Consider the following 21,492-nt stretch of genomic DNA (forward strand, 5'->3'; position numbering starts at 1 on the left):
GCAAACACCCTCGTTCCGAAATCCGAAACGAGGGTGTTTCTTTGCCAATTTATTTCCCAACGGTGACAACGTTTGAAACTACAGTTTTATTTCCTGCGTTATCGGTAGCCGTATACGTAATCGTATAAATACGATCCTTTTCGGCACGCAGGCTGAATGATGTAGCGGGAGAACCGATTTCCGCTTGGATGTCGCTTACACTGCTAGTTGGATCATTGCTAGTAATAGAGCTCAAGATGACAGATGCAACGCCCGAATCTGAATCGCTTGCGTTCACGGTAGCCTGGATAGCAACCATCTTATGATTCGCTGGCCAAATCGAAGTTTTGCTTAGCGCCACGTTTAGTACCGGAGCTGTTCGGTCCATTAAGCCAACGACAATGGTTTTGGCTGCTTCTGTATTGCCCGCTTTGTCGACAGAACGATATTGAACCATGTGTGTGCCGATTTGGTCGAATAAAATTAGACCCGTATAAGTGCTCCATGTTCCGCTGTTATCGATTTGATATTCGGTTCTTGCGACACCTGATAAATTGTCGGTTGCCGAGAGGGCTACCACCATCGTCTGTGTCCCATATACAGCTTCAGCTACTGAAACTGGAGCTCTTAGATCAGATAAGAAGCCAATGCTCGCTTCCTTCGTTACAGGCCCTAAGGTAACAGATGTATGAATGGAAGTAATGCCTTCGCCAGTTGCTGATACAACACCATTGCTATCTACTGTTGCAACTGCGTTATTGTCGCTTCTGTACGTGATTGATGCCTGGCTTAAATCTGCAAGAGATCCATCGGATACATAGCCAGTCACCGCTATTGCGGCTGGGCTTGCAGCTCCTACAAACATTTTATCCGCTGACAGAGAAACGGAAGCAAGCACATCTTCAACTTGTATGTCTAACTGAGAAATGACAGCCTTCACAGGTGGCTTGCCGCTACCCGAGAACATCCCGATACCCGCGAGGAAGTCCGTTCCTTCAAACTCCACGGTAGTGGAACCGATAGAAAGCCATTGCGATTCTTTATAATAATAACCAGTTACTTTATTGCCTTCTTTGACCAATCTCATCTGGAACGGCGTATTGATGCTCTTGCCCGCATAGTCTAGCAGCAGGCCTGTCTGCGAACCCCAATATTTCTGCTGTGCAGGTGGATTTTGCGAGTCCAGTATACTCTCACTATTGCGGAATACATATCGGAGTACCTTACCGGTACCGTCCGTACGGAACTGAACATGCTTGGAATCCGCCGTGTCTTTGGCGCGGAACATCAAGCCCACTGTTGCCGGATCCGGGTAGTCGAAGGAGTCAATCGTTGCTGTAAACGTAACTTTTGCACTAGGGTCGGAGAGATGAACGTTTTTGCTTAGGTATACGAAATCATCCGTGGAACCCCATACATTGTCTCCAACACCTACAAGTGAATAGTTGTTATTGGAGTCTGTCGTTACAAAGCCTTTGCTGTGAGTGCCGTACGTCTTCAAATCCCAGCCTGCTGGCCCCGTATTTGATCCAGCTGTAGGGAAGATCGTCGAGATTTGAGTTGTTGCTTTCGTAATGCCGTCTTTGGTGACGGTTGCCGATACAGTGACTTGACCCGGTGCAAGAGCTGTCACAGAAGCAACGCCATTACTGACACTATTAATACGTAGTACTTGCGGGTCACTAGAAACCAACTGGATATCTGCAGTAGACAGATCTGCCGGCAAGCCATTTTGTTGAGTACCCGTCACATTTAAGATTCCTTGCTCTCCAGCAGTAAAGAGATTTACCGGTGTCGTGAATTGGACGTCTTTCAAGAAGGTTTGGGCTACACCTGCATTAAAAGGTGTGTTTTCAATCAAACCTGTATCATCCGCATAGGAGAGACCTACAGATGATCCTGGCTTATAGATACGCACTCGTGCATCTGTATTTGTTGGACCTGTTCGGAAAGTAATTTCTTTGCGAACAAATTGGTTATCTTTTATAACCGTATCGATAGCATTTCCGCCATAATTAAAAACGCCGAGAACGATGGATTCCCCAGGCTCGTTGTATACCCAAGATACAAATTTATATTCGGTGTCCGGTTTAAGACCCGTGATTTTTTGTTCTACACCAGCTCCGCCAGGCCCCAATTTCAAGCGGTATTGTCTACCACGTACTTGCCAGTCTGGAGTGGCCGGTACGGATTGAACATCCGTGGTGCCATTCGTCGTCCATTTTAGCCAGTTATCCGTAGTCCCGTTAAAGCCACTATTCTTAATCAAGTTCATATAAGGCGTATTGATCTCAGTGTAGGTTACGCTTGGAGGATTGGTGAAGTTCGGACCTGCTTTCCAATCAGTTCCACCGTACTCATAAGCACCTGCATCCGGGGTAATACCAACGAAACCGTCCGTGATTCCCTTAATCTCTGCACCTGTGTTAATGGCCGTAGAACCGGCATTTAAACGGTAATCGTTCGCAGCTGGATTCACAAAATTCAAGCCGACGCTCGAAGTCGTGTTATAGCCATTTGCAGTATCCGCCGTTAAGGAGACACCATTTGTAAAAATGTTGTTATACACCCTTGACCCAAATAACTCCTGGTTATACGGTGGAGATCCCCAGTAAGCTATGCTGTTGGTTCTAGAATTCACAACCGTGTTGTTATAAATGAGTCGGTAGTTGCCTGGCGTATTCATCTGGATTCCTACATCGTTGTTGTAGATGACGTTATGATGCGCCACCACATTGTTCGCGTAGTTGTCGAAGTAGAGGCCGACGCTCATATCGGTTCCTTTACTGTCGTGGATCAAATTGTGGTGGATATCGGAGTTGCCCATATCAAGTCCCCAGCTATAGATCAGGGCTCCGTCACGGGAAAGCCACATCCCATTAGAAATATCGTTGTATGAAATCTCCCCGCTGCCAGATCTCCAATAAAGGTTGAATCTTCCAGAGTCTCTGATTTCGTTGTAGCTGATCAAGTTGGCGGTCCCGCTAGTAAGCTTAACCAACGGATCGTAGGAGGCCATATAGCTACCGTTATGAATAACGTTATTCACAATACGGTTGCTGCTTCCATCAATATTGATCAGCGTTCCTGAGGAGTAACCAATCTTACTGTTTTTAATTTCGTTATTGTTTCCGACGATGTTAATTCCACCATTAAGTTGATCAGCATTCGTTGTATTCTGTGAATAGTTCGAGAAATATACGTAATCCGCCTGGATGCCGTCCAAAATGTTATTGTTCGAAGTGTTCATCGTGATGTTGGCGGCGAAAGTACGAATTCCTCTCAAATTAATGAAGTTTTTTCCATTCAAATTGAAAGCGGTGTTACGTTTTTTAACCTCAACATTGGAAGGAGTCCCACCATCAGGTGCCCACAAGTATACTTTTTGAGCAGTTTCATCTACATACCACTCGTTTGGAGCGTCTAATGCGCCTAACACCCCGCTAAGGAAGTATGTACTGCCTAGTCGAGGATACAGTTCCTGATAGTCACCAGCTATTGGTTCATAGGTCAAGGTGTGGGTCGCACTATTGTAGCCTGTTACCTTAGAGGTCATGCCTTGGTACGCATTCCCGCCTCGTTCCCAGACTAGAGCGCCCTTCCAAAAATCCGTAGGCTGCGTAATGCTGGAATCCACAATCGTTGTGGCCGATCCTGCATCTGCGGTTGCTGTACCTGCTTTTAAGCCAGGGAGCGAGTATTCGCTAATATTTGGCCAGCGCGCTTCCCAGAGCGGGGAGACGGCTGCGCCGTTATTCACGAATAACTGGTTTTCTTTGCCCAAGCTCCATGGCAGATCGGCTTTGTAGATGTTTCCTGCGTGTGGAGTCCAGCCGCTGATCGGCTCGGTACCGCTTACAATAACATTAGCACCTGAAGCTGGCTTGAAGGTGATCGGCAATCCGCTCGAGCCAGACGCTGCTGGAGTAACCGTCTCGCGGTACGTACCTGATGCGATGATGCAGGTGTCCCCGGCCAGCATAACTTGGGCGCATTTATTGATCGTTTTGAATGGTGTTGCCTCTGAATTCACTGCTACGGCGTCATTTCCGTTCGGAGCCACATAGTAGGTCGTTGCAGCAGCAAATGCGCTTGGTGCGGGCAGCAGCCCACCGATAAAGCCTAGCGTCAACGTTAACGCCAAGCCATACCCAAGCTTCGATTTTTTCCGCATTATACATTCCTCCTTGATAAATTGTTATGGATAATATCCATATAACTAACTTACCAATTGGCTAAATAATAAAAAGTCAAATATCCGTACTTTACTCTTGAATCACGCTGAAACATTTATATTTTAGTGAACCTCCGCTTTTAACAATAAGAAATTAAAACATACAGTTCCATAAGAGAGTAAAGTGCAGATCTTGCACTTTTCTTTTGTTTGCATTCCAGTTTATGTTGGATAGGTGCATGAATGGGGGGAAGGATTTGCAACAACTTAATCTATTTCAATTTAATCGAATTTCTGTGAGGGTCGTATGTTCCGATCGAACATTTACATGTGGCGACGCTCTTATTGAGGAAGATGTGGACAGTGGCCAACAGACTTGGCGATGGGATGTTTTGGCTGTCACTATGAGTTGTTGTCAAGATCAGGAAGTCAGAAGTATTACGGTTCAAAATATTGGCGTTCATGACATTCACTTGCGTTATATCAGTTTGGAGTGGAAACCCATGGATATCTCTCCATATTTGGATGCCAGAAGATATGTTCAACTCCATCATTCCCAATGTTTCGAAAAGATAGCGGGAGTTCGTCCAGTACATCGTCCCAACGATTGGTCGGATCCTAACGAAGCCTCTGCCATGGTAACGGTGATATCCAGCAGATTGCCTGGCGATGCATTGCTGCTAGGGGCTTTGCCTCCATTTGAAGATTGCTTCGTTAGCTTCCCGATTCTGCACGAAAGCGCGCATCGAGACGGAGCTTTCGGTATTAGCGTTCAATTAACAGCTCCTCGCCGAATTATTTCGAACGATGAGGTGGCGTTGGCTCACTTGATCATGCTTCACGGCAAGGACGGGAATAACTTGTTGGAACAGTATGCGGAGCTCATGCGAGATCGACTTCCTCAATCCCTGTTGAGTAAACAGCGGGTCACAGGCTGGAATTCATGGGATTATTACGCTGGCGCTGTTACACAACGAGATATCATTGAGAATACTAGTACCGCACAAGAACAATTTGCAGACTCCATTCGCTATATCGTCATCGACGAAGGATACGAATGCCAGTGGGGGATATGGGACGAGGGCTGGAAATTTCCTGACGGGCTGAAGAGTCTATGTGAAAAAATTCGTGAGTCCGGGTTCGAACCAGGGATTTGGACGGCTCCGCTCATGGTGAATGTATATACCCCCATATATCGGGAGCATCCGAATTGGTTTGTCGGTGACAAAGAAGGTAACCCCTATCTGGTAAGTTTGGGATATGGTTCCATGGCACAGCTAGACATCACACTGTCTGAGGTGCGAGAGCATTTAGGTGCTATATTTACCAATTTGCGGCAAGCAGGCTTTACTTACTTCAAATGCGATTTTACACAGCTGCTGCTAGGCGCTTCCCGCTTCTCGCGTGATGACATTACGCCTGCTGGCATGCTTCGCGAACTATTCCGTCTTATCCGCCAATCGATTGGGGAGGATGCCTACCTTCTTGCTTGCGGCGCCCCATTCGAGGCGGTTATCGGCATTGCCGATTCCCACAGAACGACTGGAGACATTCACCATTACTGGAGTCATATCCGGCAAAATATAAGGTCAATGTTTGCGCGTTGGTGGATGCAGGGAACGGTAGGGAACACTGATCCTGATTTCGCCATTGTCAGGTGCGATCGCACCACGGACGATGTACTTCTAAGTCGGCGCTTAGCCAAAAAGCCTTGGAATTCAGGTGCCAATTGGTATGCCGGGCGAGAGATGAATTTAGAGGAAGCGCAGACACTGCTGCTTGCTTGCTATTTGACTGGCGGGGATATGGTTCTCGGAGACGCGCTGAACCATTTAAATGAAGCAGGTTTGGCTCTTCTTTCCACGGTTCTTCAGGAACCGGTCAAAGGCGGAGTACCGATCAATCTTTTCGAATACGATGGAGATGATTTTCCAATCGTGGTTGCACAGGGGGACGGCCGCAAACTTCTGGCCATATTCAATCTTAGCGATGATTATGTACCAAGGAAGCTACCTCAGCCGTTTGCCGGAATGAAAGGATCGCATGAAGAATTTTGGAGCAGACAACCACTTGATGTTTTAGAAGCAGAAGAAATCATCATGGAACCTCATACGGCGAAGGCTTGGTGGGTATCCGAGACATAAATCGGCGAAAGTAAATTATCATGTTAGGAGGAGAGTTTCCTTGGCTAATTATGTAACGATCAGTTGTTTGGGTCCTAGACCTTTGGTTATTGAAGCAGATACTCCTGCCCGAGAGGCAGTGGAACTGATGATCCAACATTGGCAGAGTCAGCTAGACCAGGTGCTCCCGGATCGTCCGGATTTGATTATCCTGCATGAAGCTTGTGACAGGCCAGATCAAAGGAAGTACCCGCAGGATCAAAAATTAACTTATTATCGGTTTCGAAAAAATCAAATCCGCGATTTTCTGGCGGGCGTTGCCAAGCAGCATCGTTGTTATATTACGTATCCAGCACATATAGAAGCTGAGGACGGCAGTTGGCGCAATGCGATGCAATTGATTGATCGCGAGGGTCAAGTAATGGGAGCCTACCATAAAAACTATCTGGTTCCTGATGAATATAACAAGCATCATATTCTTTATGGGAAGGATGCCCCCATCTTTGAATGTGATTTTGGGAGAGTTGCAGCAGCGATCTGCTTTGATTTGAACTTTGACGAGCTTCGGCAGCAGTATGCGAAAGCAAAGCCAGATTTGATCGTGTTTCCTTCCATGTATCATGGTGGGCTCATGCAAAACTATTGGGCTTATTCCTGCAGATCTTATTTCGCTGGCTCGATATCGGGCTTGCCTTGCACCGTTATTACGCCATTGGGAGAGGTGGCGGCTCAGAGCACGAATTACTACTCATTTATTACAACCAAGGTTAACTTGGATTACGCTGTCATTCATATTGATGAGAATGGTGCACATTTTCTTAAGATCAAACAGAAATATGGGTCGAAAGTCAAGATTCATGATCCCGGATTTCTTGGCTGTGTTCTTTTAACTAGCGAATCTGAGGACTTGAATGTGAAAGATATTATTGCAGAGTTTGGGCTGGAGCTGATGGATGATTATTTCCGACGATCCGTAGATTCCCGTTGCATGCCTGGACGAATAGAGTTTTGAATTGATTTGGGAAGGAGTGGGGCAAATGATCGACTATCGAAGAACAATTCTGGATGGTGCTCATCAAGCGATAGGAAACACACCAATGGTTAGATTGAGCCGGTTAACCAAGGACTTAGACGGAGAAATTTATGCCAAGCTCGAATACCTCAATCCTGGTTTTAGCAAGAAAGATCGTATTGCGCTTCAAATCATAGAAGAAGCAGAGCTGGATGGCACGCTTACGCCAGGTCAGACCGTTGTGGAGCTGACTAGCGGCAATACCGGAACGGGGCTTGCTATCGTTTGCGCAGTGAAAGGGTACCCGTTTGTTGCTGTTATGTCGAAAGGGAATTCGATGGAGAGAGCGCGGATGATGCGTGCGCTAGGAGCTGAGGTTGTATTGGTTGAACAAGCTGCTGGCTCAGTGCCAGGACAAGTGTCTGGCGAGGATCTTGCGCTTGTAGATGCAGAAACGCTTCATATCGTTCAAAAACGTGGCGCATTTCGTGCGGATCAATTCCATCATCGAGGGAGTTTACTCGCTCATGAGTTACATACAGCAGAAGAGATATGGGAGCAAACGAGAGGCGAATTCGATGTGTTTCTTGACTTTGCAGGAAGCGGAGGAACGTTTGCTGGCTGTGCCAAAAGGTTGCATGCCTATAATCCTAACATTCGTAGTTACTTAGTAGAACCGGAAGGGGCACCATATCTGGCGGGTGGAACGCAAACCAATCCAAATCACAAACTGCAAGGCGGCGGTTATAGTATGGAGTTGCCATTGGTTGATCGCAACTTGATCTCTGATTTCTTGACGGTCACCGATGAGGAGGCGATTGAAGCTTGTCGGAGATTAGCGCGCGAAGAGGGAATTTTTGCGGGTTTTTCTTCCGGGGCCAACGTGGCTGCAGCACTGCAACTGCTGAAGTCGCGAGAGAAGGGCGCACGGATCGTATTGACCATTAACGATTCAGGTTTGAAATATTTAAGCACCGATCTATACCTGTAAAGGAATAACGCCGACACAAACACGGAGGAAACAATGAAAAAAATCACGGCAGCACTTATAGGGGCAGGTGGAAGAGGGCAGTATGCTTATGCGCCATATGCACTACAATACCCGAACGAATTGGAATTTGTTGCAGTTGCAGAAACCCGAGGGTTTTTAAGAGATGAATTTGAAAAAACGTATCACATAAAGCCTGAATATTCATTTCAGTCGTGGGAGGATCTGTTAAAACTTGACCCGATTGCAGATTGCGTAATCATCTGTACGCAAGACACCCAGCATGTTGAACCGGCTATTTTGGCAATAGAGAAAGGTTACAAACATATTTTGCTCGAAAAGCCAATTGATCCGAATATCGAGAATAGCTATAGACTTTTAAAAGCGGCCAAAGAAAATAATGTTAACATACAAGTATGCCATAGTTTACGATATACACCTTATTTCAGAAAGATGAAAGAACACTTGGATAATAAAATAATTGGGGATATTATCAACATTATTCATGTAGAAGGTGTGGGTTTTTATCATCATGCACACAGTTTTGTAAGAGGCGACTGGAGTGATACATCCGTTTCGAGTCCAATGATATTGGCTAAATGCTGTCATGACATGGACTTGATGGTCTATTTAACGGGCAAAACATGTAAAAGTATATCCTCTTATGGGGCGTTGACCCATTTTAGGCCTGAAAATGCGCCGGAAGGCAGTACGGATAGATGTACCGATGGTTGCAAGGTTCAGGATTCCTGTCCTTATAACGCAATTAAAATTTACAGCGAAATGGAAGATTTTCGTAAATTGGCTTGTGAAAAAGAAGGTTTCACTGATTTGACCGAAGCTTTGCAAAAGGGGCGTTATGGGAGATGTGTCTATCGTTGCGGAAATGACGCAGTTGACCATCAATCCGTAAATATTTTATTGGAAGACGATATCACCGTTATGTTAACCATGTCTGCCTTTTCACATAGAACCGGAAGAGATATTCGCATCATGGGAACCAGGGGGGAGATAACTGGAAGTATGGAAGATAATACGATTAAAATTCATCATTTTGCAAGCGGCGCTATCGACATGTATGAGGTGAGTCATCCGGAATCCGGGCATAGCGGGGCGGATGAGATTCTGATGAGGGATTTTGTAGGGATGGTTGCAGGCGGTAAACAAGGAAGTAGTGATATTGACCTCTCTATTCAAAGCCATTTGATGTGCCATCTCGCTGAAAAGTCAAGATTAGAGAACAAAAACTACGAAGTATCAAGTGTTGGATAAATCCCTTTGGAGAATCAACTGGAGCAGGTGCTGCCAGAGCTTTGAATAGGAGGCAATAGAATGCAAACGCTACGAATTGGAATTATAGATTTGGATACATCTCATCCCGACAATTGGGTGCCGATCATCAAGGAATTAGGCCATCAGGTGGTTGCCGTATTCGATGGAGGAACCGTTCATGAGAAAGGGTATGCCTCACAATTTGCCATGAAGCACGAAATAAATATTGTTTGTGAGTCGTTGGAAGAAATGGTGCAACACGTAGATGCGGTAATTATCCATAGTGTGAATTGGGACTTGCATGTTGAGCGTGCACGTCCTTTTGTCAATGCGGGTAAAGCTATATTGATTGATAAGCCCATGGCTGGGAACTTGCGCGACATCCAGCAGCTCCTGGACTGGGAACGCAGTGGTGTTCGTATTACAGGCGGTTCTTCGTTAAGCGTTTGTGCAGAGGCTAAAGATTGGCATCAGCAGCATGATCCAAACGACCAGATCGTGACTGTGCTGGCAGGCTGTTCTGTTGATGATTTTAATTACGGCATACATGCTTTCTATTTATTGCAAGCGATCATGGGACCGGGAATCGAAAGCGTTCGATCCACAGGTGTATCTATACAGCATCAAATTGAATTCATATGGCAGGATGGGCGCAAGGGATTCCTCAGCGTCGGGAATACAAAGGGATATTTGCCCTTCTATGCAACGATTGTCACCGAGCATACAGTTAAGCATCTGCAGGTGGATAGCAGCCGATTATATCGTTCTTTTTTGGAAGCAAGCTTGCCATATTTGGCTGGAGATGCGGAACCTTTCCTATCATTAAGTCAACTGCTAGAGGTGGAACTCGCTGCGATAGCCGTGAGAAGATCTCTCTTGTCGGGAGGGCAACAGGTAGCCTTAAAGCAATTATCAGAAGAAGATCAAGGTTATGAAGGGGCCGCTTTCGCTGTACAGTATCGAATGAAAGTGAAAGGACAATAGGATGATAACGATTAAGAAAACGAATCTGATTGTTGAACGTGAACCGTTACTTGCTCCATTTGGCTTCAAAGGCGGCTATGTAAGTGAGCTCTGGCAATCCCTCGTTTCCTTGGAGGATTCAGAGGGGGATATCGGTGTGGGGCTAGGAGTCCAAAGCATACTTTGGTCTGATCCACAGGTTTATACCGGGTGGGGCAATGAACGAGGTAATTTATTCATGAATGAGATTACCAAAAATGCGTTGTTAGCCGCTCAGAATACTTCATTCAAAACCCCTATGGACATTCTGGATCCTCTGGTGGTGCAGGCTTATGAATATGCCTCCCGCACTTGGGGTGGGAACCCGCTCAGGGTTACCTTTGCGCTCAACGCACTAGTTCCTATTGATCATGCAGCTTGGATGCTCCTGAGTCGTAAAACACCTGGCGCCCGCTTTACAGAACTGATCCCGGAAGAGTATAGAACCATACTGGTGGCTCGGCATGAACGGCTTGCCTGTACGCCGGTCGTTTCGTATGGGATGACAGAGGCGGATGTAGTGGCGTTGCTGGATGAGGGTTATTTTGTACTGAAAATTAAATTGGGCTCCGATCCGAATCAAGATGGAGATCCCGAGAAAATGCTGGAATGGGATATTCAAAGGTTGAAAGAGATTCACCGTATCGCAGGGAACCGGGACTGCCCTCATACCGCAAATGGAAAAATCGCCTATTATCTAGACATCAACGGGCGCTATGGCTCCAAAGAGCTTCTTTGGAGGCTTGTGGACGCTGCAGAGCGAATAGGAGCCATTGCGCACATTATATTGGTGGAAGAGCCGTTTCTGGAGCATGTCCACGTGGATGTTTCAGATATTCCGGTAAGGGTGACAGGTGATGAAAGTGTGCATAATGAAAAAGATGCATTGGAGCGAATCCAAATGGGGTACGGAGCCTTTGCCTTAAAGCCGGTTGCCAAGACGATGAGCATGAGCTTGCGAGTTGCGAAGCTAGCTAGTGAACATGGAATTCCTTGCTTCTGCGCTGACTTGACCGCAAATCCGATCATGGTTGATTGGAATAAGAATCTTGCAGCGCATTTACTACCTGTCCCCGGACTCTCTATGGGCTTGATCGAATCCAACGGCAGTCAAAACTATACCAACTGGGAAATAATGAAAGCAAATCATCCAATGCCCAATGGGAGCTGGATCCAGACAATTGATGGGCAATTCCAATTGTTTCCTGAATTTTACAAGCATAATGGAGGTGTATTCGGTCGGAGTGGTTATCATGAATCGTTATTACGTGCACATAAAATAGTATAGTTCCATAAAAGAGAAAAGTGCGAATCGTGCACGTTTTCAACCCGTAATTCGCGACATTTAGCACTGTACTTTTCATGAAGGGATGAAGATCCAAAATGGAATATACGATTTTAGGAAAAACAGGATTTCGAGTTTCAAAAATTGGTTTGGGCGGTGCACCGCTTGGTGGTGATTTTGGCGGGACAACGGATGAAGTTGTGACGAGTGTTATTAATGCTGCCTTGGAGTTGGGCATTAATTTTATCGATACAGCGCCGTTATATGGCAAGGGAGAAAGCGAACGAAGAATCGGACAGGCGCTGAAAGGGAAGCGCGATCAAGTCATTTTGGCCACGAAGGCCGTGATGAGAGGTACGCCATATTCGTATGAGAACACCATTCAATCGATAGATGAAAGCTTACAAAGATTGCAGACGGATTATCTCGATCTCATTCAATTGCATGAGTTGGAGCATACAAACTACGAGCAAGCTGTCAATGAGGTTTTGCCTGCATTTTTGAAGATGAAGGAACAAGGTAAGGTCAGAGCTATCGGCGTGAACGCTGGAAAACTTGAACTTCTAATGCCATTTCTCCAGGAGGATTTGGTCGATACGATTCAGACCTATGCGAAGTATACGTTGGTTGATTATACAGCCAAAGCTGAACTGCTTCCGCTAGCTAAGGCCAAAAATATAGGCGTCATTCATGGCAGTCCGTTATGCATGGGCATATTAGCGGAACAACCTGCACCTTTTTTAGAGCAAAATTATGTGTTGCTTGAAGAATCGAACAGAAGGATGGAGCAGCTTCAATTTCTGCGTAAAAGCGAACCGAAAGGCCTTGTAGAACCAGCGATGCGCTTTAGCTTAACTTGTCCGGATATTGCGATTACGTTAACGGGAACGACTTCGATTCGTTCGTTGCAGGCAAATGCAAATTATTGTGACGGTGTAGGATTATCGGATCAGGAACTTGAGAAGGTTTTTGCGTTGTTCCCTGGACAGCGATTGTTATAGCAGATTATGTGGGGGGAATGAACATGACAACAGGCGTCTCCACCAACCGATTCGGCTGACGGAACGCTCGGTCAAGGGATAAGGAAATAAGGAGGCAACGAATTGTTTGGGTATTTGGCCGTGCTTGGCGCGGTATTGATCTGGGGGTTGTCCTATATCGTTATGAAACACACGACCGCGGATTACCCCCAGCTTCTGTTTCAATTTTGGCGGTATGGTGCCGTGTCGTTGCTGTACATGGCTCTCTTTCACCGATCACTCCGGGCAATGCCGGGCCGGATCTGGATAATGGGCTTGGTCTGCCTCGGATCGGCCAATTTCGTGTTGGGTTTCTTCTCTATTTACGCGGTGCAGTATACGACCCCGACGCGAGTCGTGGTAATCAACAGCTTTATCATCGGCGTTGTACCGCTGCTGCGCTGGGTACATGACCAATGCAAGCCGACGAGGCAAGAAATAGGGGCTATCGCGATATCGATCGTCGCCATTGCTCTGTTGATCGGCCCACAGGACCAAGGCGTGAATCTTGGCGACGGCTTGGCCTTTGTCGGCATGGTTGGGTATGCCTACTCGATCGTCTTAACCGATCGATTGCTTGCGAAAGAGCGGGCGACGGTTTCGCAAGTTTCCTTTTTGGGCATCGCGGGCTGCGCTTTGTTCTTCGCAGCGGCGGCGGCCGTCTATGCTTCCATCAACAAGGAGGCGGCAACGCTATCGGTTTTGACATCCCAACCGGAGACACTCGCAGGCATCGCCTATATGGTCGTGTTTGTGTCGCTCGCGGCCAATCTCCTGCAGGTGCACGGTCAACGCCGGCTGCCGCCGGTCACCGTCTCGCTTCTGTTCTGCCTAGAGCCCGCCGTAACGGCGGTGCTCGATTATGCGCTGCTCGGCAACAAGCCGTCGATCCGCGTTCTGCTCTGCGGCATGCTGCTGATCGTGGCGACTGTGACTGCCGTTAGACCAACTAAATCCGGAAGACGCCCAAGAGAAGCCACTCTCAATCGTTAAATGTGGAGGAACCTGTATGCCGAGAATAGTTACGTATTGTCCTGGAGGACATCACAAAGCGCTAACTTAAGCTACGATGATGGTAAAATTACGGATAATCGGATTGTGGATATTTTCAATCGCCCGATGTCCGAACGATGATATAACGCCTCTTCCAACTGGGAGAGGTTAATTGTTTTTGTAGAATAAAAATGTAATTTGTATTTTCAAAAATAATTAAGATATTTACCAAAAACATCTTGACCGATAACATATAGAATGTTAATTTAAAGTTGTTTATTGGTATATCAAAATTATTTTTGTTATTACGAAATTATGTATAATTTGACTGTAGACAAGGAGGTGACGCGCCTCGGTGGGGCATACCATGATTCTGGACATTACTGGACCAATTCTGAACCGGATGTGGACATACGGCGACCCGCTTCCTTCGGTGGAGATCGAACAAGTGGCAACGCTCGATGGCGAAGGTTGGAAAGGCCATCGCTTACAGCTGCACACATTGGCCGGCACATACATCGAGTCGGCCGATCACCTGCTGCCGGGGAGGAAGACAATCGGCGAGCTTCCGATCGAGAGTTTCGTCCGCCGTGCGTGGATCGCGCAACTCTCGGATAAGCGGGAGCTGGAGCCGATTACGGTGATGGAGCTTGCGGCAGCTTGCGAGGGGCATGCCCACCGACCGGGGGATGCGCTCTTGATCGCGACCGGTTGGGATAGGCGATGGCAGGAGCCTGATTTCGTCACACATTGCCCGTTCTTTACGGAGGAAACGATGAAATGGGTGATTGAACGGGATGTAGGACTGCTGGGGGTGGATGTTCCTTGCATGCAGGATCCCCGCGCAGACGACGGGACGCTGGGCCGGCAGTTTTTCCAGCAGGAGAGGCTGCTGCTTGCGCCTCTAGTCGGCCTGCGGCAGGCGGCATCGGGGCCGTGGACACTGGCGGCGCTGCCGCTGTCCATCCCCGGCGTCTGCGGCGCGCCTTGCCGGGCGATCCTTATGCCAATCGCGGTAGGACGATGACCGGGCTCTATGAAGATGCAGGCAACTACAGAAGAGCTTGCGCAAAGGAAAGCGGCCTTGCTCGAAGCGATGGCCGAGCACGGATGGGATACAATTTGTCTCGCCGATCGGGCGAATCGGGATTATCTTATCGATACGATCGAGCCGGACGGACATCCGGCATATCTGCTGCTGGACCGATCTGGTGAGTACGTACTGATCGCCGGCGAAGGCGACGGGCTAACGGGTTGGCAGCGGGATGACGTGACCGTCCGACCCTATCCGGTCTATGACCCGAACGATGGACGGTTCCCGCTGACAATGCAGGATCAAGAGGCGACTTATTTGGTGCGAGAGGGCGAAGGCGTTCTCGAGGAAGGCATGGTCGTTTGCATCGAACCAGGCATTTATCTAGAAGGAGCCGGGGTGCGAATAGAAAATATGTACGTCGTTCGCGCCGACGGACCCGAGAATCTTACTCCGTTTGACGAAGGTTGGTAAACAAATATTTGGAGGGACGCGTCATGACATTGACAGGCAACATTCCTGTAATCCCAACTCCATTCCTGAATGGTGAAATTGAATACGCCGGATTGGATCGGCTAATGGAACGAACGATTGACCAGCTTGAAGGCTATGTCGTCTGCGGAAGCACGGGAGAAGCGCCGGCTTTGTCGATGCAGGAGCGGATCGACATCGTAAACTATATGGCCCCGAAGATGCCGGCGGGCAAAGAGCTCGTCATCGGTCTTGGCCACACGAATATGCAAGAAGCGATTCGAATCGGCTGTGCAGCCAAGGAGAGCGGGGTACGAGCTGCGCTTGTACCAAGTCCGTATTATTTTCCAAATTCGCCCGCCATGGTGACCGATTATATAGGGCGGCTAGCGGAAGGCACGCAGCTTGACCTCGTTTTCTACGACAATCCGGTGACGACGAAGACGCACTTTACGGCTGATGAGCTCCTCCAATTAGCGAGCGACATTCCCCAGATCAAAGCGATCAAAATGACCGACCACCACTTCGAAAAAATTCGTCAGCTCAAAGCCCGATCGAGCTTGACCGTGTTCGGCGGAGACGACATTATCTGCTTCCGTTCCTTCGAGGCGGGGGTGGACGGCAGCATGATCATTGCGCCGATCATTTATCCGGAAGAGTTCCGCGCATGCTGGCAAGCGTTCCAGGCTGGAAGACGCGAAGAGAGCTATCGCCTCTTCTCCGAAGTGATACTACCATTCATTCATATGTTCGGGCCAGGGGATGAAATTCCAACGACGAAGGCACTGTTCCACCAGCTGGGCATATTCTCCAGCAACGAGACAAGGTCTCCGCTGCTCCCGGTTACGGAGCACCGGCTGCAGGAAGTCATGCTCGGCTTTAAAGCGCGGCTTGGACATAAGGCTGTTTAGAGGGGATGGAGAAACCGATGAAAGCATTAGTGTATGAAGGGCCGCGAGAGATGCACCTCCGGCAGCTGGAAGCCCCTGAACCGCTGGAAGACGAGGTGCTGATTCGGGTCGCGTACTCTGGGATATGCGGCTCTGAGCTGAGCGGATTTTTGGGCCACAATGCGCTCCGTAAGCCGCCGATGGTATTCGGTCACGAGTTTTCGGGTACAATCGAAGCGCTGGGCGGGCGTGTGGTCCGTAACGGGCTGCACGTCGGCGCCCGCGTGACAGCGAACCCGCTCGTGACATGCGGAGAGTGCCGCTTCTGTTTGAGCGGCCGGCAGCAGCTGTGTCCCTCGCGACGATTGCTCAGCGCCGCGCTTCCCGGAAGCAACGCCGAGCTGGTCAAAATCTCGGCGCGCTTCGTCTACCCGCTGCCTAACGGGATGCCTCTAAGGCGCGGGGCACTCGTCGAACCGGTCGCCTGCGGCGTGCGGGTAGCGGAGCTGGCCGCTCCGAAGCCCGGCGAACGGGCGGTTGTGGCCGGCATGGGACCGATCGGCCTATTCGCGTTGCAGGCGCTAAAGCTGTATGGCGTCACGGATCTCTACGCGATCGACCTAAGTCCGGAGCGGCTCGAAATCGCCGAGTCGATTGGCGCGATACCCATCATGCCGAACCGCACCTCCGACGTGGCGGCTGAAGTGCGGCGCCTCACCGACGGCGGGGCAGACATTGCCGTGGACGCCGTCGGCGCAAGTGTTACGCGCCGGCAATGCATCGACTTTACCGCTCCTGGCGGCCGGGTCATCGTAACGGGGCTGCACGAAGCAGAATCGTCACTGCAGGTTAACATGATGATCCGCAGCGAAATCTCGTTGCTCGGCTCGTTCGCCTACTCAGCCGTTACCTTCGAGAAGGCGCTGGCTTACCTCGCAAACGGTTCGTTCAGACTGGACGAGTGGGTAGAGGAAGCTCCTCTGGAGACAGGTGCGGCTTGGTTCGACCGGCTCATCACGAAACCCGGGAAAACCGCGAAGGTGCTGCTCGTGCCTTAAACCGAGCACGGATCCGCCGGAATGCGCTCATTCCGGCTCTTTGCGATTGGACAGAACTGGAAGAAATAGTCTTGTCTCCGGAAAGAAGGCAGGTTATTATATTGGGATAAGAAGTCCGAGGGGAATCAACCCGGCTTTAAAAGTCAGACAATTCTGAATAGTCGTTAAATTAGTCGAAGAAAGTTTGTTCTCCTCGAAATATAACGAAATAGGGAGGGTGGCTTCGGTTGAATGGACTGCGAAAATCGAATCGAAGAAAAAGTATCCTGATTACGATACTGATCTCGTATATCGCCATCCTACTCTTTCCCGTCACGGCCGGTGTATATCTATACCAGCGGGTAGAGCGCATTATGGTGGACAATGCGAACCGAACAAATCTTGGCCTGCTCGAGCAGATCACGCTCGTCGCGGAGGATCGGTTTAAAGAGGTCGAGGGCATGGCCGTGCAGCTCGCCTTTAATCCGAAGCTTCAGTGGTCCCTCAGCAACCTGGAAACCGATTATACGAAGAACGAGTTCGATTTGGCCGACATCATGAAGGATTTCCGCAATGTCAATAAGGCCAGCAGCTTCATCTATGATTTTATGGTCTACTTCAAAAATTCGGATACGATTCTCACCTCATCCGGAAAAGCCAATTCCTCCTTCTATTTTGATAAAATCCTCAACTTTAACGAAAAAGGCGCTGGTTGGGTAAGGGATACGCTGTTAACTGGAGCTCATTACAAAACGTATTTGCCGGTCACTTCGATCAAAGAAGGCGAGCGGGTCACCAACGTCTTGACGTATGTCCAGTCCCTACCGATTGGAGAGACTGTGAATGTAAAGGGAAATCTGGTCATTCTCATCAATGAAGCCGAGTTCGACCGACTGATCAAGCAGATTGAAAAGGTGAACCAAAGCTCGATTTATATTCTCGACGAACACGGGCAGGTCATCATGACGACTGCAAAGCAGCCCCAATTAGAAAGCGGGTTGTTTGCACAGCTTGGAAACGACTCTGGGTACCAAACCTTTCAGCAAAACAGTCAATCGATGATGCTTTCCTACACGACAGGGCAGAACGGTTGGAAATTCGTCTCGGTCGTCCCGATGCATGTGGTGTTGAAGCAGGTGAACGCGGTGAAGGAAATCGCGATGCTACTGCTCTTACTGATTGTCGTTGCCGGGATTATGGCGTCTTATATCATGGCCTACCGTAATTACTCTCCGATTCGCGATGTCGTCCAAACCATTATGAAGGAGAACACCACGCATAAGCAGGATATTGACGAGAATGAGCTCGAGTACATTAAACATTCCTTCGTCCGCACGTTTAGCGAGAATAAGGAAATGGGCCAAACATTAAAGCGGCATGCACCCGTCATCCAGGCCAATTTCCTGTCCCGACTAATTAAGGGACACATTGACGAATCGTCGCTAAGCGACGACTCCCTTGCCTTCATGGACGTTCAATTTGAATACGATTATTTCGGTGTAATCGTGCTGGATATCGAGGATTGCCGCGACTTCATTAAGGATAATACGGAGCAGGAATGGGCGCACGTGCGATTTATACTGACCAATATAAGCAATGAGCTGTTAGGCAGCAGAGGTTTTATCGTAGAGATGGATCGCAGCCGAATGGCCATCCTATTTAATGTCAGCACCAATGCCGGACCGATGAAGCAGGAGGTGGCGGCGCTCATCAACCAGCTGCAGAAAACCGCGGCTAATCGGTTTCATTTGAAAATATCGATCGCCATCAGCCAGTTCCACAAGGGGCTTGAGGAAATCGGCCGATGCTACCGCGAGGCGTTGATCGCACTCGATTATCGAATGATAAAGGGCTCAAATGCGGTCATCTATCATGAAGAAATAGCGGGTTTCGAGCCTCGCTTTTACCATTATCAGCTGGAGGACGAAGTCCAGCTGATGAACTTTGCCAAGAGCGGCGATTACACGAGCGCGGAACGACTCCTCAATCAGATTTATACCGCAAATTTCCAATCGAACGTCCTGACTCCGGAGATGGGGAAGTTTCTTTTGATCGATCTGCTCAGCACGGTTGTGAAGGTAATGAACGGTCTGCAATTCGCCGACAAGCCGCCGTTCGAGGGCTCCTTCGATCCTGCGAAGGTCTTGGTTGAATGTACGACCGCCGAGGAAGCGATTCAGAGAACCAAAGACATTTACCAAACGATTTGCACGTTTACCCGGGAAGAAAAAACCGACCATGGAGATCGGTTGTATCGCCGTATATGTCAATACATCGATGAGCATTATTCGGAAAACGGCTTAAGCCTAGCTTCCATGGCTGATCATTTCCACATCAGCCTTCAATATTTGTCGACGTTCTTCAAGCGGCACAGCGGAGAAAATATTACAGACTATATCGCAACCGTACGAATTCGGCAGGCGAAAAGCATGTTATCCGATCCGAGTATCACCATTGCGGAAATCGCGATCAAGGTCGGCTATGCTAATGCGGTCGGCTTTGTCCGGTTTTTTAAGAAAGTGGAAGGCGTGCCGCCCGGCAAGTATCGCGAAATGCTTAGTCGATAGAGCGGAAGAGAGGGGATGAGCGCATGCTTCGATATCGAGGGAAGGAGTTTGCCTCGTTGCTAAAATCGGCATTGCTGGCTTGTGTGATGCTCAGCCTGGTCGCGGCCTGTAAAGATAGCGCTGAGCCGTCGGCCGGGCATTCCCCGCTTGAAGCGTCGAGTCCCTACCCGTCTACCCTTACATACTGGGTGACGATGGATACGGATGCGGCGGTGACGCTTAAAAACTATGGTGAAATGGGACTATACAAGCAGTTGACGAAGATCACGGGAACCCGGGTCAACTTCCTGCATCCGCCGGCCGGGGAAGAGCAGGCGCAGGATCAATTCCATTTGATGATGGCGTCTGGCGAGCTACCCGATGTCATCTATACGGACTGGTCAAAGAATAGCCCGGATAAAGCGATTCAAGACGGAAAGATACTACGGTTAAACGAGACAATTGAACGATACGCGCCGAACTTATCCAGACTTCTGGACGAGAAGCCATATCTTCGGAAAGAATTGACGAGCGACGAAGGGAATATTTACATGTTCCCCTTGATTGGCGACGATCCTCCGGTATTTGCGTACCACGGGTTAATGCTTCGCAAGGATTGGCTTGATAAACTGCATTTGAAGACGCCGGTTACGATCGACGACTGGGAAAAGGTGTTGACGGCTTTTCGCGATGGGGATCCGAACGGGAACGGACGGAAGGACGAAATTCCGTTTTTCTATCGTCAGACGGATATGGAGACGAGCTATCCCTTCATTGGAGCATTCGGCATTACAACCGGCTTCTATCAGGAATACGGAGTGGTCAAGTACGGTCCCGCCCAGCCTGCCTTCAAGACATTTCTGACCCTGATGAACAAATGGTATGCAGAGGGACTGATCGATCGCAATTATTTGACCTCCGACATCAAAATTCGGGATGGGCGGATGCTGGATAACCAGCTCGGCGCGGTGGCCGGTTGGGCTGGCAGCGGACTCGGTGCATATATGCAGGCCATGAAGGAGAAGTTGCCCGATTTTAACCTGATCGGAGTCCCATTCCCTGTGCTCAAAGCAGGAGGAACGGCCGTATCGATGGCAAGACCGCTCATCATTGGACACGGTGCAGCCATCTCGGCAAAAGCGAACCATCCGGAACGCATTGCGGCATGGCTCGATTACGGCTACGGTAAAGAGGGGGCGATCTTGTACAATTTCGGTGTGGAGGATCAAAGCTACACAATTGCGAACGGAAAGCCGCAGTATACCGATCTGATTCTTCACAATCCCATGGGATTGACTGTTTCTCAGGCTCTGTCGATCTACTCGCTACAATCGGGCAGCGGTCCGTTCGCTTCGGATCGCGATGCAGACAAACAATGGCATGCCGATCCCGAGCAGGCAGACGCGATGGTCAAGTGGACACAGGCTGATCATTCGAAAGCGCTGCCGAATGGGCTGCTGAACGCAGGAGAGCAGGAGCAATTTGCGTCGATCATGGCCGACCTACTAACCTATAAAGATGAAATGGTCAATAAATTCATTATGGGTGCGGAACCTTTATCAGGGTACGACGATTATGTCCGTAAGTTAACTAAACTCGGGTTGCATGAAGTTATTAGAATAAATCAGACCGCATACGACCGATATTCGAAGAAGTGAGGAAGAAGAC

Annotated in this window: 15 protein-coding genes; 14 read left to right on the top strand and 1 reads right to left on the bottom strand. The window is 48.8% G+C overall.

Annotated features, from left to right (window positions below; genetic code table 11):
• Positions 1-49: 49 nt before the first annotated feature.
• Positions 50-4,153 (bottom strand): OmpL47-type beta-barrel domain-containing protein, encoded by a 4,104-nt coding sequence (locus tag AC58QO_RS16725; RefSeq protein ID WP_497267376.1) that lies wholly within the window; start codon positions 4,151-4,153, stop codon positions 50-52.
• A gap of 257 nt (positions 4,154-4,410) precedes the next feature.
• Between AC58QO_RS16725 and AC58QO_RS16730 the strand changes: the two genes are divergently transcribed.
• The 14 genes from AC58QO_RS16730 (at position 4,411) to AC58QO_RS16795 (ending at position 21,482) form a co-directional block, all read left to right on the top strand.
• A complete protein-coding gene (locus tag AC58QO_RS16730; protein WP_497267378.1) occupies positions 4,411-6,297 on the top strand; it encodes a glycoside hydrolase family 36 protein in 1,887 nt (628 codons plus the stop codon).
• Between the two features lie 40 nt (positions 6,298-6,337).
• Positions 6,338-7,288 carry a carbon-nitrogen hydrolase family protein gene (locus tag AC58QO_RS16735; protein ID WP_497267380.1) on the top strand — a complete coding sequence of 317 codons (951 nt, stop codon included), beginning with the start codon at positions 6,338-6,340 and terminating at the stop codon, positions 7,286-7,288.
• A 25-nt stretch (positions 7,289-7,313) separates the two neighbouring features.
• A complete protein-coding gene (locus AC58QO_RS16740; protein ID WP_497267382.1) occupies positions 7,314-8,279 on the top strand; it encodes a PLP-dependent cysteine synthase family protein in 966 nt (321 codons plus the stop codon).
• Positions 8,280-8,312: 33 nt separating this feature from the next.
• Positions 8,313-9,548 carry a Gfo/Idh/MocA family protein gene (locus AC58QO_RS16745; protein ID WP_497267384.1) on the top strand — a complete coding sequence of 412 codons (1,236 nt, stop codon included), beginning with the start codon at positions 8,313-8,315 and terminating at the stop codon, positions 9,546-9,548.
• A gap of 60 nt (positions 9,549-9,608) precedes the next feature.
• The gene (locus tag AC58QO_RS16750; protein WP_497267386.1) at positions 9,609-10,532 is read left to right on the top strand and encodes a Gfo/Idh/MocA family protein; all 924 of its coding nucleotides are present in this window, start codon (positions 9,609-9,611) and stop codon (positions 10,530-10,532) included.
• Between the two features lies 1 nt (position 10,533).
• Positions 10,534-11,838 (top strand): enolase C-terminal domain-like protein, encoded by a 1,305-nt coding sequence (locus AC58QO_RS16755; protein WP_497267388.1) that lies wholly within the window; start codon positions 10,534-10,536, stop codon positions 11,836-11,838.
• Between the two features lie 95 nt (positions 11,839-11,933).
• Positions 11,934-12,836 carry an aldo/keto reductase gene (locus tag AC58QO_RS16760; protein ID WP_497267390.1) on the top strand — a complete coding sequence of 301 codons (903 nt, stop codon included), beginning with the start codon at positions 11,934-11,936 and terminating at the stop codon, positions 12,834-12,836.
• Between the two features lie 102 nt (positions 12,837-12,938).
• Positions 12,939-13,847 (top strand): DMT family transporter, encoded by a 909-nt coding sequence (locus AC58QO_RS16765; protein WP_497267392.1) that lies wholly within the window; start codon positions 12,939-12,941, stop codon positions 13,845-13,847.
• A 367-nt stretch (positions 13,848-14,214) separates the two neighbouring features.
• Positions 14,215-14,874 carry a cyclase family protein gene (locus tag AC58QO_RS16770; protein WP_497267394.1) on the top strand — a complete coding sequence of 220 codons (660 nt, stop codon included), beginning with the start codon at positions 14,215-14,217 and terminating at the stop codon, positions 14,872-14,874.
• 9 nt (positions 14,875-14,883) lie between these two features.
• The gene (locus tag AC58QO_RS16775; RefSeq protein ID WP_497267396.1) at positions 14,884-15,354 is read left to right on the top strand and encodes a M24 family metallopeptidase; all 471 of its coding nucleotides are present in this window, start codon (positions 14,884-14,886) and stop codon (positions 15,352-15,354) included.
• 23 nt (positions 15,355-15,377) lie between these two features.
• The gene (locus tag AC58QO_RS16780) at positions 15,378-16,262 is read left to right on the top strand and encodes a dihydrodipicolinate synthase family protein (RefSeq protein ID WP_497267398.1); all 885 of its coding nucleotides are present in this window, start codon (positions 15,378-15,380) and stop codon (positions 16,260-16,262) included.
• Positions 16,263-16,279: 17 nt separating this feature from the next.
• On the top strand, positions 16,280-17,299 hold the full coding sequence (locus AC58QO_RS16785; protein WP_497267400.1) for a zinc-dependent alcohol dehydrogenase: 1,020 nt from the start codon (positions 16,280-16,282) through the stop codon (positions 17,297-17,299).
• A 227-nt stretch (positions 17,300-17,526) separates the two neighbouring features.
• Entirely contained in the window at positions 17,527-19,845 is a 2,319-nt protein-coding gene (locus tag AC58QO_RS16790) for a helix-turn-helix domain-containing protein (RefSeq protein ID WP_497267402.1), read from the top strand.
• A 23-nt stretch (positions 19,846-19,868) separates the two neighbouring features.
• Positions 19,869-21,482: an extracellular solute-binding protein gene (locus AC58QO_RS16795; protein WP_497267404.1), complete on the top strand. Its 1,614-nt coding sequence runs from the start codon at positions 19,869-19,871 to the stop codon at positions 21,480-21,482.
• The last annotated feature ends 10 nt before the right edge of the window (positions 21,483-21,492 follow it).

Source organism: Paenibacillus sp. J31R30 (assembly GCF_059692115.1).